This window comes from Ruegeria sp. THAF33, from assembly GCF_009363615.1.
Classification (GTDB): domain Bacteria; phylum Pseudomonadota; class Alphaproteobacteria; order Rhodobacterales; family Rhodobacteraceae; genus Ruegeria.
In genome coordinates this window covers 306,596-321,553 of sequence record NZ_CP045385.1, presented here as the reverse complement: position 1 = coordinate 321,553, position 14,958 = coordinate 306,596, and the positions used below count along the sequence as shown (strand labels likewise).

Here is a 14,958-nt window from a genome sequence, read left to right as displayed (position 1 = left end):
CCTCAGGTATTTTTGAAATCGGTAAGGGCCGCGCGGAACCGCGCCAGGTTTTCAGCTGTGTAGGCTGCGTAATCAAAGTCGATATCCGAGGTGATCTCGGACACCATGCTCCACATGGTTTCCCGCAGCAGCGAGGCACATTTCATCGCCGCATAGCGGTGGCGCAGATCGTCGGTGACCGGGGCTTCAAAATAGCTCTCCAACACCCAGTCTTCCTGTTCAGACGACAGGCCATTGTTCGACGCCAGCCCGCCCAGATCGAACAGCGGAGAATTGAACCCGGCATAGTCGAAATCGATCAGCCAAAGGCGGTTGCCGTCGTCCAGAAAATTGCCGCAGAGCAGGTCGTTATGGCCGAACACGATGTCATACGGCCTTGCCTCACGTTCCAGCAGCGTGCCTGCGTCTATCAGATCGGGGATCAGCTTTGCATGGGCGCTGTCATTTTCGGTTAGCGTTGCGGCATAGTCCTGGATGACATGGAACACCCAGAATACCAGCGACGGCCCGCGCAGGTGTTTCGGCACTTCGACATGACAGGCCTTCACCAATTCCAGAACTCGGGGCAGCATGTTCGGGTGGCGTACATCTTCTTCCGTCAATGTGCGGCTTTCGATGAATTCCAGCACTGTCAAATCGCCCGAGGAATGCAGCACGGCAGGCGACAGACCCGCCGCATTGGCTGCTTTGCTGGCGGCCAGCTCATTGAACCGCATCACCTGATGCAGGGGGATGTCGTCGCCCACACGAACCACATAAGACCCGCTGCCGTCCGTGACCTTGTAGTTCACATTGGTGATGCCACCGGTCAGCGGAGTGGCCTCGATCTCTCCCTGCCAGATCGGCAGAGCGCGGATGCGGGTCATCAGGTCGGGATGGCTCATATCAACTCTCCAGTCCAAAGCGGATGCGGGCCTGGCGGGCACTGGCATTGATCAACCGATCAGCGATGATGGCGATGAAGGCAATCGACAGGCCGGCCACCAGACCGCGGCCGGTATCGGCCTTGGTCAGGGCGATATAGACCTCCTGCCCCAGATCGCGGGTGCCGACGAGGGCGGTGATCACCAGCATCGACAGCGCCAGCATGATCGTCTGATTGACGCCCAGCAGGATTTCAGGCAACGCCATCGGCAGGCGGATATGGCGCAGCAGTTGTTTGCGGGTGCAGCCCGAAACCAGACCCGCCTCGATCAGTTCCTCACTTACCGAGCGCACACCATGGGCGGCATAACGGACCGCCGGGGCCAGCGCATAGAGAACGATGGCAATCAGGGCGGTGAAATCGCCGACCCGGAACAGCATGACGACAGGGATCAGATAAACAAAGCTGGGCAGGGTTTGCAGCGTGTCGATCAGCAGGTTGATGGCCGTTCCAGCGCGTTTGTTCAGTGCCGCCAGAACACCCAGAGGCACCCCGATCAGCGTCGCCAGAATGACAGATGCGCCGCACAGATACACTGTCACCATCGCCTTTGACCACAGGCCCGACACAAGTATCAGCGAGGCCATTCCGCCACACAGCAACGCCAGCCGCCAACCGCCTGCGTGCCAGCCCAACAGGAACAGCATCGCGATGGCCCATGGCCACGGGATGCCCAGCAGAACAGTTTTGATCGGGATCATGAACCAGGTCAGGAAGAAAACCTTGATGGCCTCGAACGTGTCGAAATAGTTGACGTTCAGGTATTCGACCGTGTTGTCCCAGAACGCGCCGGTGGTAATGGTCTGACTTTCAGGATATTCCAGCAACAGAGGCGAGAACTGTCCCAGCACCCAGGTCAGCAGCATCAGGACCACAACCAGAACCGTCCGCCGATGACGCGCGATCCACGAGCCGGGGACCTCATGATGCACCTGCCCCATCCGTTCGGCAAAGGCCTGGCTCAGACGGTCGACGGCGATGGCCAGTACCACGATGGCGATGCCGGCTTCGAACCCTGCCCCAATGTCCAGACGGCGGAGCGCGGCGAGGACGTCAAAGCCCAGCCCCCCAGCCCCGATCATCGAGGCGATGATGACCATGTTCAGGGTCAGCATGATCACCTGATTGACGCCCACCATCAGGCTGTGGCTGGCCGAGGGCACAAGCACACGCCACATCAACTGCCGCCGGGTCGTGCCCGCCATGCGTCCGAAATCCAGAATCTCAGGATCCACACCTTTCAGCGCCAGCGTTGTGATCCGCACCATCGGCGGGGTCGCATAGATGATCGTCGCGACCAAGGCAGAGATCGGGCCAAAGCCAAACATGAACAGGATCGGCACCAGATAGGCAAAGATCGGGATCGTCTGCATCAGGTCCAGGATTGGTGAGATGATCTTTTCAAAAAGCGGATGGCGATAGGCGAGAATGCCCAACAGCAACCCGCCGCCCGCTCCAATCGGCACCGCGATCAGGACCGAGGCCAGCGTCACCATGGCGCTGTCCCATTGTCCGAAAACTGCAAGATAGACGAAGCAGGCCCCGACCAGAGCGGCCAATCCCCAGTCACGGCAATATTGACCCAAGGCGACAACGGCGGTGATGACCACGATCCAGCTGATCGCAGGCAGGATGACCTGCGCGTCATTTCCCTGACCGCTGACAAAGCCGTCGGCCAGCAGGGCCAATACCAGATTGTAGGGCTGCTCGATCAACCACGCGATGGCGCGGGTGACATCGGTGAAGGACACCGGCCCGATGGCGGCATCCTCGATCAGCCATGTCATCGCCGAGGAAATGTAGGTTTTGAACGGGATCACCCAGGCCGAAGGGAACTTGGTCAACCAGCGCGCATCCAGCGCCTTGCTCAAATCACGACCGAAATAGCCAAGCACGATGGTGATCAGAACAAGCAGCAGAATTGCCATCTGGCTGCGGGTCAGGCGGATCATGCCGTGTCTCCGCCGCCGAACAGCACATGCGCAACGGCCTTGCGGTCAATCGCTCCGACGGGTTGGCCCTCTGCATCCACGACGGCGATCGGCGCATCTGCCGCGATAATCCGTTCCGCCACGTCCGAGATGCGTGTGGATTGAGAGATCGGATCGCCCTCGCCCACAGCGCCGTAGGTCATGACACCGCCGACGGTCAGGACCTTTGAACGGGGAATATGTTTCGTGAATTCAGCCACATAGTCTGTGGCCGGGTGCATCACCAGCTCTTCCGGCGTGGCGATCTGGATCACCTCTCCGTCCTTCATGATGGCGATGCGGTCGGCCAGGCGAACGGCCTCTTCGAAATCATGGGTGATGAAAACGATGGTCTTGTGCAACCGCTCCTGCAACCTAAGGAATTCATCCTGCATCTCGCGCCGGATCAGCGGATCGAGGGCCGAGAACGGCTCGTCCAGAAACCATAGATCAGGCTCGGTCACCAAGGAACGGGCGATGCCGACGCGCTGTTGTTGGCCCCCGGACAGCTCACGCGGGTAATAATCCTCGCGCCCTTTCAAACCGACCAGTTCCACCACCTCGCGGGCCTTGGCGCCGGCTTCGGGTTTGGGTGTGGCCTGAATCGTCAACGGAAACATCACATTCTGCAAAACGGTCAAATGCGGCAGCAACGCGAAATGCTGGAACACCATGCCCATCTTGTGACGCCGGATTTCGATCAGCTCATTCTCGCTGGCACGCAAGAGGTCAGCATCGTCGAACAGAACTTCTCCGGCGGTTGGTTCGATCAACCGAGACAAACACCGAACCAGAGTGGATTTGCCGGACCCCGACAGGCCCATGATGACGAAAATCTCACCTTCCGAGATCTCGATATTGGCGTTGCGCACTGCGCCGATCACGCCTGCCTTGCGAATTTCTTCTGCCGTAGGTTCGGGGGTTGTCCGCAGCAACCGATCTGCGTTGGGGCCATAAAGCTTCCAGACGTTTCGGCACGACAGTTTGGTCTTGGGGGGCATCAGGGTGGTCCGGTTCATTCGCGAAAAAGGCCAGAGCGGTCCGAGAGAGCGACAGGCCCGCTCTGGCCAGTGGATTACTTCGAGATCCAACCAGACCAGCGGTCTTTGTTGGTCTCCATCCACTCTGCAACAACGCTGTCGATTTCCACGCCGTCCAGGTCGGCCTTGCCAACCAAGGCGCTCATTTCATCATTGTTGATTTTGTAGGCTTCGATGATGTCATAAGCGCCCGGCCATTTTTCTTGCAGGCCAGACCAGGCTGCTTTCCAGATCGGGCCACGCGGTTTGCCGCAATCATAGGCCATGTTCGGGTTCACGCCGACAGAAGGGTCGCTGTAACACTCTGGCGTAAATGGCGGGAACTCGACAAACTCGCCTTCGTATTTCGCCGGCGCCCAATGCGGGACGTAGACCCACAGAACAATTGGATCCTGTCTTTGATAAGCGGATTCCAATTCTGCGAACAGGGCCGCGTCGGTGCCCGCATGGACGACTTCGAAATCCAGTTCAAGCGCTTCGACACGCTCGTCATCGAAGCCGCCCCAGGTCACCGGGCCGCCGACATAACGCCCGTTCGGAGCAGTTTCCGCCGTCGCGAATTCCTCGGCGCAGTCTTTCAGCGCCTCCCAATTCGGCAATCCCGGGCACCGTTCCTTCATGTAGCTGGGATACCACCATTCTTCGATCGCCATCAGGCCGGTTTCGCCGACATTGACGACCTTGCCGGTGCCGGTTGCCTCGTCCAGCGCTTCGCGTCCGGTCGTTTCCCAGATTTCCATTGCCAGATGCAGGTCACCCGTTTTCAGACCGGCGAACTGAGCAATGTAATCCGCCTGAACATATTCAACGTTGTACCCGGCTTCTTCCAGGATCGAACCCATGATCTTGGTATTGATCAACTGCCCCGACCAGTCGTGCAGCGTCAGTTTGATTGGGTCCGTGGACTCAACAGCCCATGCAGTTGTTGCGGCTCCGGCGGCCATGATGGCCAGCGCGGAAATTCCCATTTTACAATTCATAACACCTTCTCCCTGTCGTGATTTTTTTCGATGAATCGGTGGTATTGAGTACAGACGACCACATCGTGGGGTTTTGTGTCAATAAAAACCACGTAAAGCCACACTTTTTCCTGATCAAGGCAAGTTTTTTAAGCCTTTCTCTCGTGCAGCGTTGCTTTATGTGGGTATTGTGGTATGGCTTAACGTCCCTTATGACAATGCCATCAGAGCGCGAAACATGAACCTGCCAACCACAAACCAACGAGAAGAAGAAATCCTGCGCGCCCTTTTTCGCGCGGGCGGGTCGTGCCGGGTAAGCGTTCTGGCGAATGAACTTGGGGTCAGCCTGGAAACCATTCGGCGAAACGTCCGCAATCTGGAAGAACGCGGCATCGTGCGCAAGGTCCATGGCGGGGTTCATCTTCTCGAAGACATTCTGGAACCGTCGCTGCAAAGCCGCCTGGACAAGAAGGTTGACGCGAAAGAGAAGCTGGCGAAGGCGGTTGCCGAGGTCATTAGTAACGGCGACTCCGTTTTCCTCGATATCGGCTCTACTACCGCTTATGTGGCGCAGGCGCTTTGCAACCACAGCGATCTCTTTGTCGTGACGAACTCGGTTTTTGTCGCTCAGGCATTGGCTTCACGAAACAACAACCGGGTGTTCATGGCTGGTGGCGAGCTGCGGTCGCACGATGGGGGCGCATTCGGCGTTGAAGCTCAGGACCTGATCAAACGTTTGAACGTCCGTTTCGCCGTTCTTTCAGTCGGGGCGGTCAACGCGGACCCGGGCTTTATGCTGCACGACCTGCAAGAAGCAAACTTGGCCCGCGTCGCCATTCAAAACGCACAGGTCCGCATTGTCGTGGCCGATGGCGAAAAGCTGGGAAAGCGCGCGCCGGTCACATTGGAACCTGCCGACAAGATCAATCTGTTCTTTACCGATGTGATCCCGCCCGAGGATATCTGCCAGATGCTATCGGCGAATGAAATCGACCTTGTCGTCGCCGAATAAGCGCCTAACGCTTTTCGGCAATGACCCACACCGGGTGGTAAGTCAGAGGAACCCTGCCGTCAGCTCCGAACTTCTGAACGTAGTCAGCTTCGAACCGGGCCAAGGTGGACCGGGTCCATGCACCCTGAGCCCGGCCATTTACCCCTGTACTGCGCAAATGTTTCAGTACATCTCTGGGCGTGTCAAAATAGGATGGCCGAACACTTTGGCCAACCGTCAGAATCTTAAACTGCCCATCTATGGCGGTTGCAAAGGTGTCAGGCAGGAATAGGCCCGGTGCACGGGCTGTCGATCCGATTTGCGCAAGCTCTTGATATTGCAATGGACCGAACCCGGAAATCGCCAGCCATCCTCCGGGTTCAAGCGCCTCGGCAACCTGTTGCAGCAAACCGGCCGGATCCTCCATCCATTGGATCATCGAGGCCGATGCGACCAAATCCAGCTTTGCGGGCCATTCGACCAGGCGGGCGTCTCCGGCAATGAAGGCCGCATTTTCCGCATCTGCCGTCGCCCGAGCCTGCGGCGCGATATCGTTCAGGTGAAGATCGGGAAGGTCAAAGTTCTGCCGCAGCAACCGGGTCAGATGGCCAGTGCCGCATCCCAGCTCGAAGGCCACATCAAACCGGTTCGGCGCGCCAACCCGGCGCATCTCGGAAACCAGCTTGCGAGCAACCCAGGCCTGCTGGCTGGCTGTATCGTTGTAAGTCTGGAAGCTTCGGCTGAAGCTTCGCTGAACCTTGTCCGCCAATTGCGCCGTCATGACATCCACTCCGCCCAGCTTTGGCCCGGTTCAAATGGCACGTGCGGAGCGGCAACGCCCTTGACCACATCCGGGGTTGCGGCCCAGGCCGCCCTCTGAGCATTGGTCGGAATGATCCGGTCCCGCTCTGATATCCAAACCCGATCAAAGCCGGGATCAGGCGCCGAGCCACGTTCGATGACCGCGTGAAGTTCCTTTCTTGCCCGCTCGATGTCCAGTTCAGGTATGTCAGCAGACAGTCCGGCGCGTCGGCAAAACTTGACGAAACTTGCCGATGACAGCTGATCCGCCGTGGCCCGGACAATATCGGGCGCGATGCCCCGGTCTGCGCAGGCAGGATGCAACGTACCGCTGACGGCAACCAGCCGGTCAGGGCGAAACCCTGTGCTGGCCAGCCAATGGGCCGCGGATGCGACACCGAAGGAAAACGCAAGCATTTCGACGCGGTCAAACCCGGCCAGATCGGGCAAGGGATCATCGAGCCGGGTATAGTCATCCACCAGCAGAACAGATCCGCCTCCGGTCAGCCCGCGGAACGGGGCAGCACCCAGCGCCCACCCCCCGAAGACCAGTGTCAGCTTGCTGTCATCCGATTGCGCCAGCCACTGGTGTTTCATTGCTGCCCCCCGGCTAAAGCGACCATCGCGCTGGTGATCCGGCCGAGCTCATCAGGTGAAACAATGTAAGGCGGCATACAATAGATGTTTCGCGCAAAGGGGCGCAGCCACACTCCGGTTTCAGGGGCCAGCCGATGAGCAACCGAAGGATCAACCGTTTCCTTCATTTCGATAACGCCAATAGCGCCAAGAACCCTGACATCTGCAACGCCCGGCAAACTGCGCGCTGGCTCCAGTTCGGTCCGCATCTGGTCTTCGATATCGGCCACCTGGCGCTGCCAGTCCCCCTCGGCCAGCAGTCTGAGGCTGGCCGAACCAGCGGCACAGGCCAGAGGGTTGGCCATATAGGTCGGGCCGTGCATGAACACTCCGGCCTCACTGTTGCCAATGCCATACGCCACCTGCTTGCTGGTCACGGTAGCAGCAAACGAGATATGCCCCCCGGTCAATGCCTTGCCCAGACACATTATATCCGGGGTTATGCCCGCATGATCGGTGGCGAACAGCTTGCCGGTTCGGCCAAATCCGGTTGCGATCTCGTCAAAAATGATCAGCACGTCATGGGCATCGCACATGGCGCGTGCCGCGCGCAGCCATTGGGGATGATAGAAATACATGCCCCCGGCACCTTGAACCACGGGCTCAAGGATCAGGGCCGCGAGGTGATCGCCCTTGTCGGCCAACAGTCGCTCCAGCGCCTCTAATCCGTTCAGCGCCGGATCTTCGGGCCAGTCATCCCCCAACCGAACTTGGGGACGCGGCAGGAAGTGCTGGATCGACAAAGCCCCTCGGAACAGCCCGTGCATACCCGTCACTGGGTCACAGACGCTCATCGCTTTCCACGTGTCACCGTGATAGCCGCCCCGAATTGTGGCAAATTCGAATTTGCGGATGCGGCCATGGGCCATTTGATACTGCACCGCCATCTTCATCGACACTTCGACCGAAACAGACCCACTGTCGCAATAGAAAATGCGATCCAGCCCCTCGGGCAACATGTCGACCATCCTGCGCCCCAGATCAATGGCCGGATGGTGTGTCAGCCCCCCGAACATCACATGAGGCATCTTTTCCAGCTGGGACTGCATGGCGGACGTAATTTCGGGATGCTTGTGGCCGTGAATGGCGCACCACCATGACGACATGGCGTCTATCATCTTTGCGCCGTCCTCCCGGTAAAGATACACGCCCTCGGCCCGGTCGATGAGATGCATCGCACCGGGATCGGCCACGTTGGTATAGGGATGCCAAAGGTGGCGGGCGTCAAACTCCAGCGGGGTCACAGAAACCTCCGTATGGTCGCCACGTCTATGGACGAGAAGGCATCTGACAAACCCTGCTGCGTCAGGTCGCCAAGATAAGGCAGACGTCCGAGGTGTCGCACCTTGCTCATTTCGACGATGGTTTGTTCCACGTCGGGCTCCGGATCTCCGACAAAGGCAACGCCGACCACCTCGCACCCAGCGCTTCGAAGCGCCATCAAGGACAACGTGGTGTGGTTGATCGTTCCCAACGCCGTGCGTGCGACCAGAACGACCGGGGCCTGCCATTGGGCAATCAGATCCAGATAGTAGGATTTGCGGTTCAGAGGCACCATCAGCCCCCCTGCCCCTTCCACAACCAGCGGCCCGTCAACTTGCGGCAGCGCGAGCCGGGACAGATCGATCTCTATGCCCATATCCTCGGCAGAAAGATGGGGTGAGGCAGGCATGTTCAGGCGATACGCCTCGGGCAACACGTCCACACCGGACAAGGTGCAGACGGTTTCCGTGTCCGTCGCATCCTCGAGCCCCGATTGAACCGGCTTCCAGTAAGTGGCGTTCAGGGCCGCCGTCAGGCCAGCCGAAAAAACTGTTTTTCCGACGCCCGTGTCGGTTCCGACAATGACCAGAGCGCTCATGCGGCCTCCGACTGATGGCTGGAGATGGTTGCAAACAGGGCCGAAATGTCCTCAGGACTGACATTCCCGGTGATCGAGACGCGCAGACGGGATGTACCTTTTGGAACGGTGGGCGGGCGAATGCCGCGAATGTCGAACCCCTGATGTTGCAATGCCTGTGCCATCGCCATCGTGCGGACCTCGTCCCCAAGAACGACGGGAATGATCTGGCTGTTCAAGGCCGCGTCAGGCAACCCTGTTTCGCGGGCCGCCTCATGTGCATGGCGCAGACGTTTGCGTGCAGCAGTGACCAAATCGTCATTCCCGGCCAATTCACGCAGGACAGCCCGTACCAGCGCAGCATTCAGAGGGGACGGCGCCGTTGCAAAGATAAAGGGCCGTGCGCGGTTGATCAGGGTATCGATCATCGCCCGCGGGCCACAGATCAGCCCGCCGGAAACTCCAAGCCCCTTGCCGCAGGTGTGCAGGGTCAGAAGGTCAGCGTTCAGATCATGCGCCAAACCTTTGCCATTTGCCCCGAAAACGCCGGTGGCGTGCGCCTCATCCACGATCAGAACAGCTTGGGCTTCACGCGCCAAACATGACAAATCTTCCAGCGGAGCCAGATCGCCCTCCATGGAATAGACGCTTTCAACGGCGACCCACACCTGACCCGACCCACCAGCGGATCGCCATTCGGTCAGAACGTTGCGCGCATCCGCGACGTCGTTGTGACGAAAAGCGCGCAGGTCCGCTCGGCTGGTGCGCATCCCCTCATGGGCGCTGGCGTGAACCAGTTCGTCATACAAAACCAGATCCTCGGCAGCCGGAAGGGTGGAAAAGATTGCCTGATTGGCCTGAAACCCTCCCCCCATGAACAATGCGGCCTCGGCCCCAAAGAACGCAGCTGCTTCGTGTTCCAGCGCCTCATGCTCTGGGTGATTTCCCCGCAGCAGCCGCGAGCCGCCCGAGCCTACGGGCACGCCGCGGGCCAGCGCCGCCTGTGCGGCCTCTTGCAACAGGCTTGACCCGGCCAAGCCCAAATAGTCGTTGGACGCAAAATCCAGCCCGCGCGCCGGGATCAAAACCCGGCGGCGGTGCCTGGCTTCCAGCGCACCCAGCATGGATTCCAGTCGTTCGACTGCTTTCATTCGGCGGCTTCCGTGCGCTTATGGTCTTCAGCCGTTTCGGCCTGAAGGCCAAGTTTTGCAAACAGGATCGAGTCGGTGTCTTCTTCGGGGTTTTCCGCCGTCAAAAGAGTTTCACCGACAAAGATGGAATTTGCTCCGGCGAAGAAGCACATCGCCTGCATCTCGTCGCTCATGTCGCTGCGCCCGGCGGACAACCGAACATAGGCTTTAGGCATCAGGATGCGAGCGGTTGCGATGATCCGCACAAAGTCGATTGGATCAACAGGTTCCGCATCAGCCAGCGGGGTATCAGCCTGTGGCATCAGCATGTTGATCGGCACCGAATCTGGCGGCGGGGTCATGTTGGCCAAAGTCAGCAACATATCGATACGGTCACCAGTGTGTTCACCCATCCCCAGAATACCACCCGAGCAGACCTTGATTCCGGCTTCCTGCACCCGGTTCATCGTGTCGATCCGGTCCGCGAAAGTACGGGTGGTGATCACTTCGGAATAATAGCGTTCGGACGTGTCGATATTGTGGTTGTAATAGTCCAACCCGGCATCGCGCAGTTGAACCACCTGGGTGTCATCCAGCATGCCCAGCGTCATGCAGGTTTCCATGCCCATCGCCTTGACGCCTTCCACCATGGCAATCAGGGCAGGCATATCGCGCGGCTTGGGCTCGCGCCAGGCGGCCCCCATGCAGAACCGGGTCGCGCCACCGTCGCGGGCCTTTTTGGCCTCGGCCAGTACACGCTGAACCTCGATCAGCTTCGATGCAGGCAGGGTGGATCCGTTGCGGGCCGATTGCGAGCAATAGGCGCAATCCTCGGCGCACCCGCCGGTTTTGATCGACAGCAGCTTAGAGGTCTGGATCTTGTTCGGATCAAAGTTCTCGCGGTGCACGGTCTGTGCCCGGAACAGAAGGTCCATCAACGGGAGGTCATGAACAGCTTGCGCAGACTTTCGGGTCCAGCCGGAATGAGGGATGATCATTTTATCTATAAAACTTCCTGCAGCTTGCGTTGCCGTGGATTTATTATCGATAAAACCTGAAGGCGCAACCGTGTTGGCGCAAACGATCCCAAATCAAGCGGAAATGCCGCGCTTTTCAGAAATTTTTCAGAAATCAAGACCCAGATCAACGGTTCGGGCGGAATGCGTCAGCGCCCCGGACGAGATGTAATCGACCCCAGCCGCCGCAATTGATGCAACCCGATCCAACGTCACATTACCGCTGGCTTCGGTCTTCATCCGCCCGTCCACCATGGCAACCGCTTCGCGCAGCATCTCGTCATCCATGTTGTCCAGCAATACGACGGACGCGCCGCCAATCCTGAGGACTTCGGCCAGCTGGTCCAGTCGATCGACTTCGATCTCGACGGCCATCATGTGGCTGGCTTGCGCTTTGGCGGCCTCAAGAACCTGACGCACACCCCCGGCGGCGGCGATGTGGTTGTCCTTGATCAGGATCGCGTCGGACAAAGAGTAGCGATGATTGAAACCGCCGCCATGCAGCACGGCCTGTTTTTCGACGATGCGAAGTCCGGGCGTGGTTTTGCGGGTACAGGTCATGCGGGCATTCGTGCCCTTTGTCTGCTGAACAAAGCTGGCAGTTTTTGTGGCAATACCGGTCAGACGACCGGCAAAATTCAGCGCGACCCGCTCACCCGACAGGATCGAGGCCGCAGAACCTTTGATGGTCATCAGCGTGTCGCCGCGCCGACAAGGCTGGCCATCCTTGACATGCACCTCAACCTCAAGCGTCGGGTCGACCAGCCGGAACGCAATCGTCGCCACCTGCATGCCCGAAACGACGGCATCCTCACGCGCATTCAGCCGGGCCGTATAGGTCGCGTTCGGTGGGATCACGGCGCGGGTGGTCACATCACCGTATGCTCCCAGATCCTCCATCAGCGCCGCGCGGATGACGGGTTCGAGGATCAGATCGGGCAGGGTCGCAAAACTCATGATATTTCCTTGCAGGCTTCGGCGCGAATGTGCAGCGCGTCGCTAAGATACATCCGGGATCGTTTGCCGGGGCCATCGGCAGTTTCCGGAAAGTCGGATCGCTCATGCGCGCCGCGGCTTTCTTCGCGCTGCAATGCCGCTGCGGCGATCAAGGTTGCTGTGGCACACATGTTTCTGAAGGACGGGCATGTGCCATACTGCTCTTCGAGCGTGGCAATCCTGCGCAATGCCCGGCATAACCCGGCGCGGTCCCGGACAACGCCAACATCGCGCGACATGGTCGTGCGCAACATACTGACCGCATCGGACGTATCAGGGATGTCAGCTTGATCAAATCGAAGGGCCACAGGTTCCGACGCGGAAGTGTCCGGTAACGAACGCGCAATGTCCTGGGCACAGATGCGTGCAAACACCAACGCTTCGAGCAAACCGTTCGAGGCCAGCCGGTTGGCGCCGTGAAGGCCGGTCGAAGACGCCTCGCCGCACACCCACAACCGATCCAGCGTCGCGCGGCCATCAGTGCCTGTGGCAATCCCGCCCATGTGGTAATGCGCTGCCGGAGCGACCGGGATCGCATCCCGGACCGGGTCGATTCCGTTGCGCGCGCAATATGCGGCAACCGCCGGGAAAAGTTCGTTGATTTGCGCGCCCAAAGCCTTGCGGGTGTCCAGCATCGGGCGGTTGCCGGCCTGTACCTCGGCAAAAATCGCTCGGGCCACGACGTCGCGCGGGGCAAGCTCGGCATCAGGGTGAACGGCCTGCATGAAACGCTCGCCGTGCTTGTTTATCAGTATTGCCCCTTCTCCGCGCAGGGCCTCGGTCGCCAGCGGGGCCGGATCTTCGCCCACGTCCATGGCCGTGGGGTGGAACTGCACGAATTCGGCATCGGCGATCAGCGCCCCCGCCCGTGCGGCCATTCCGATGACCTGCCCCCGGATGCGGGCCGGATTGGTCGTCAGGGCATAAAGCCCGCCAGAACCGCCGCCCGCCAACAATACGGCAGGCGCACGAAGCGTCACAGGCGCGGATCCGTTTTCCGAGGCATCCTGCAAAACCACGCCCAACACGCGCCCATCCGTCACTTCCAGCGCAACGGCAAGGACCCCTTCCAACACCTGCACCGACGGAGTTTCGCGCACTCGCTCGATCAGGGCGGCCATGATTTCACTGCCGGCCTGATCGCCCTTTACCCGCACGACACGGGCAAAACTGTGCGCGGCTTCTCGGGACAGGACATACCCGCCACCCTCGGTGCGATCAAATGGTGTGCCCAAAGTGGTCAGGTCCAGAATATAGTCCCGCGCCTCTCGCGTCACCAAATCCGCAACGTCAGGCTCGACGGTGCCTGCCCCGGCATTGACGGTGTCAACGGCGTGGCTTTCCGGGCTGTCGGCCAGGTCCATCGCCGCCGCCACGCCACCCTGCGCCCATGCCGAACTTGCACCTTCGCCCAAAGGATCAGGCGAGATGACCACCACCGGGCGCGGCGCCAGTTTCAGCGCAGCATAAAGCGCGCCGATCCCGGCCCCGACAATAACGACGCGATCCGTGGTGATGTCGGTCATTGCCGATCAGATGCCGAGCTTGCGGGACAGATCAATCATCGCCTGAACAGATTTGCGGGCCTTTTCTGCCACGTCTTCAGCGACCTCGACCTGGCCGTCCATCGTGTGCAACGCATAGAGGATCTTTTCCAGCGTGATCTTCTTCATGTACGGGCACATATTGCACGGCCCTACGAAATCGACCTCGGGCAGTTCATCCGCGATGTTCGACGCCATCGAACATTCGGTGATCAGCATCGCCTTTTCGGGTTTCTCATCATGCACATATTTGATGATCCCGCTGGTCGAACCGGAATAATCCGCCTCGGCCACCACATCCGGCGGGCATTCCGGGTGCGCAATCAGGCGCGTTCCGGGGTTCCATTCCCGGAAGTCGCGCAGGTCCTGTGCGGTGTATTGTTCATGCACGATGCAGGAACCGGGCCAGAACACCACGTTCTTGTGGCTTTCATTGGCCACGTTTTGAGCCAGATACTGATCCGGCGTCATGATGACCGTGTCGCTCTCCATCGCATTCACGATCTGCAAGGCATTCGACGAGGTGCAACAGATATCCGAGGCCGCTTTGACCTCGGCAGTGGTGTTCACGTAAGACACAACCGGCGCGCCGGGGTATTTGGCCCGCATTTCGTCGATTCCTTCGGCAGTAATCGATTCTGCCAAAGAACAGCCCGCATCCATGTCGGGCATCAGAACCGTTTTCCCGGGGCTCAGAATTTTCGATGTCTCGGCCATGAAATGAACCCCGGCCTGAACGATCACATCCTCTTCCACCTCGCTGGCCTTGATCGCCAGTTGCAGGCTGTCACCCACGAAATCGGACACACCATGATAGATTTCCGGTGTCATGTAATTGTGCCCAAGGATCACGGCGTTACGCTCTTTCTTGAGCGCGTTGATCGCCCGCACATAGGGCGCATAGATCGCCCAATCCGGCGGGCTGATCACACGATCCATACGGGCAAACGTGTCTTTCATCTCATTGGCCAACGTGGCCGATGGGGCGAGGTCATAGACGTCCGAAAGAACAGTGCGGACTTGTGCAATATCGAGCAACGGGCGAGCCACCTTTGTCAGTTGTCGTTAGCCTGGCGGGCTGCTTAACGGCTTAGCCCTAGCGGAAACATC

Annotated in this window: 14 protein-coding genes; 1 reads left to right on the top strand and 13 read right to left on the bottom strand. The window is 59.4% G+C overall.

The genetic code is table 11. The annotated features are described in order from the left end of the window. Positions 1-2: 2 nt before the first annotated feature. The 4 genes from FIU92_RS18715 to FIU92_RS18700 all read right to left on the bottom strand — a co-directional run bounded on the left by FIU92_RS18715 (position 3) and on the right by FIU92_RS18700 (position 4,915). Positions 3-884 carry a phosphotransferase gene (locus FIU92_RS18715; protein ID WP_152460234.1) on the bottom strand — a complete coding sequence of 294 codons (882 nt, stop codon included), beginning with the start codon at positions 882-884 and terminating at the stop codon, positions 3-5. Position 885: 1 nt separating this feature from the next. Then, complete coding sequence (locus FIU92_RS18710) at positions 886-2,877, bottom strand: proline/glycine betaine ABC transporter permease (protein ID WP_152460233.1); 1,992 nt, start codon at positions 2,875-2,877, stop codon at positions 886-888. After that, entirely contained in the window at positions 2,874-3,896 is a 1,023-nt protein-coding gene (locus FIU92_RS18705; protein WP_152460232.1) for a glycine betaine/L-proline ABC transporter ATP-binding protein, read from the bottom strand. The genes FIU92_RS18710 and FIU92_RS18705 overlap by 4 nt, the downstream gene beginning before the upstream one ends. Before the next feature lie 74 nt (positions 3,897-3,970). Beyond that, the gene (locus FIU92_RS18700) at positions 3,971-4,915 is read right to left on the bottom strand and encodes an ABC transporter substrate-binding protein (RefSeq protein ID WP_152460231.1); all 945 of its coding nucleotides are present in this window, start codon (positions 4,913-4,915) and stop codon (positions 3,971-3,973) included. Between the two features lie 217 nt (positions 4,916-5,132). On the opposite strand from FIU92_RS18700, the gene FIU92_RS18695 reads away from it, so the two are divergent. Further along, positions 5,133-5,906 carry a DeoR/GlpR family DNA-binding transcription regulator gene (locus FIU92_RS18695; protein WP_152460230.1) on the top strand — a complete coding sequence of 258 codons (774 nt, stop codon included), beginning with the start codon at positions 5,133-5,135 and terminating at the stop codon, positions 5,904-5,906. Positions 5,907-5,910: 4 nt separating this feature from the next. Here the strand turns inward: FIU92_RS18695 and FIU92_RS18690 are convergent, their stop codons facing one another. From FIU92_RS18690 to nadA, 9 genes are all read right to left on the bottom strand, one after another. Beyond that, a complete protein-coding gene (locus tag FIU92_RS18690) occupies positions 5,911-6,666 on the bottom strand; it encodes a methyltransferase (RefSeq protein ID WP_152460229.1) in 756 nt (251 codons plus the stop codon). Beyond that, positions 6,663-7,283: a DUF452 family protein gene (locus tag FIU92_RS18685; RefSeq protein ID WP_152460228.1), complete on the bottom strand. Its 621-nt coding sequence runs from the start codon at positions 7,281-7,283 to the stop codon at positions 6,663-6,665. Before FIU92_RS18685 ends, FIU92_RS18690 begins: the two co-directional genes overlap by 4 nt. After that, on the bottom strand, positions 7,280-8,566 hold the full coding sequence (gene bioA, locus FIU92_RS18680) for an adenosylmethionine--8-amino-7-oxononanoate transaminase (RefSeq protein WP_152460227.1): 1,287 nt from the start codon (positions 8,564-8,566) through the stop codon (positions 7,280-7,282). The genes FIU92_RS18685 and bioA overlap by 4 nt, the downstream gene beginning before the upstream one ends. Then, positions 8,563-9,183 carry a dethiobiotin synthase gene (gene bioD, locus FIU92_RS18675; RefSeq protein WP_152460226.1) on the bottom strand — a complete coding sequence of 207 codons (621 nt, stop codon included), beginning with the start codon at positions 9,181-9,183 and terminating at the stop codon, positions 8,563-8,565. The genes bioA and bioD overlap by 4 nt, the downstream gene beginning before the upstream one ends. Beyond that, positions 9,180-10,313: an 8-amino-7-oxononanoate synthase gene (locus FIU92_RS18670; protein WP_152460225.1), complete on the bottom strand. Its 1,134-nt coding sequence runs from the start codon at positions 10,311-10,313 to the stop codon at positions 9,180-9,182. Before FIU92_RS18670 ends, bioD begins: the two co-directional genes overlap by 4 nt. Then, complete coding sequence (bioB, locus tag FIU92_RS18665; RefSeq protein ID WP_253282607.1) at positions 10,310-11,227, bottom strand: biotin synthase BioB; 918 nt, start codon at positions 11,225-11,227, stop codon at positions 10,310-10,312. Before bioB ends, FIU92_RS18670 begins: the two co-directional genes overlap by 4 nt. Before the next feature lie 189 nt (positions 11,228-11,416). Further along, positions 11,417-12,265 carry a carboxylating nicotinate-nucleotide diphosphorylase gene (gene nadC, locus FIU92_RS18660; protein WP_152460223.1) on the bottom strand — a complete coding sequence of 283 codons (849 nt, stop codon included), beginning with the start codon at positions 12,263-12,265 and terminating at the stop codon, positions 11,417-11,419. Beyond that, positions 12,262-13,830: an L-aspartate oxidase gene (locus FIU92_RS18655; RefSeq protein ID WP_152460222.1), complete on the bottom strand. Its 1,569-nt coding sequence runs from the start codon at positions 13,828-13,830 to the stop codon at positions 12,262-12,264. The genes nadC and FIU92_RS18655 overlap by 4 nt, the downstream gene beginning before the upstream one ends. Before the next feature lie 6 nt (positions 13,831-13,836). Next, positions 13,837-14,886: a quinolinate synthase NadA gene (gene nadA / locus FIU92_RS18650; RefSeq protein WP_152460221.1), complete on the bottom strand. Its 1,050-nt coding sequence runs from the start codon at positions 14,884-14,886 to the stop codon at positions 13,837-13,839. Between the last annotated feature and the right edge of the window lie 72 nt (positions 14,887-14,958).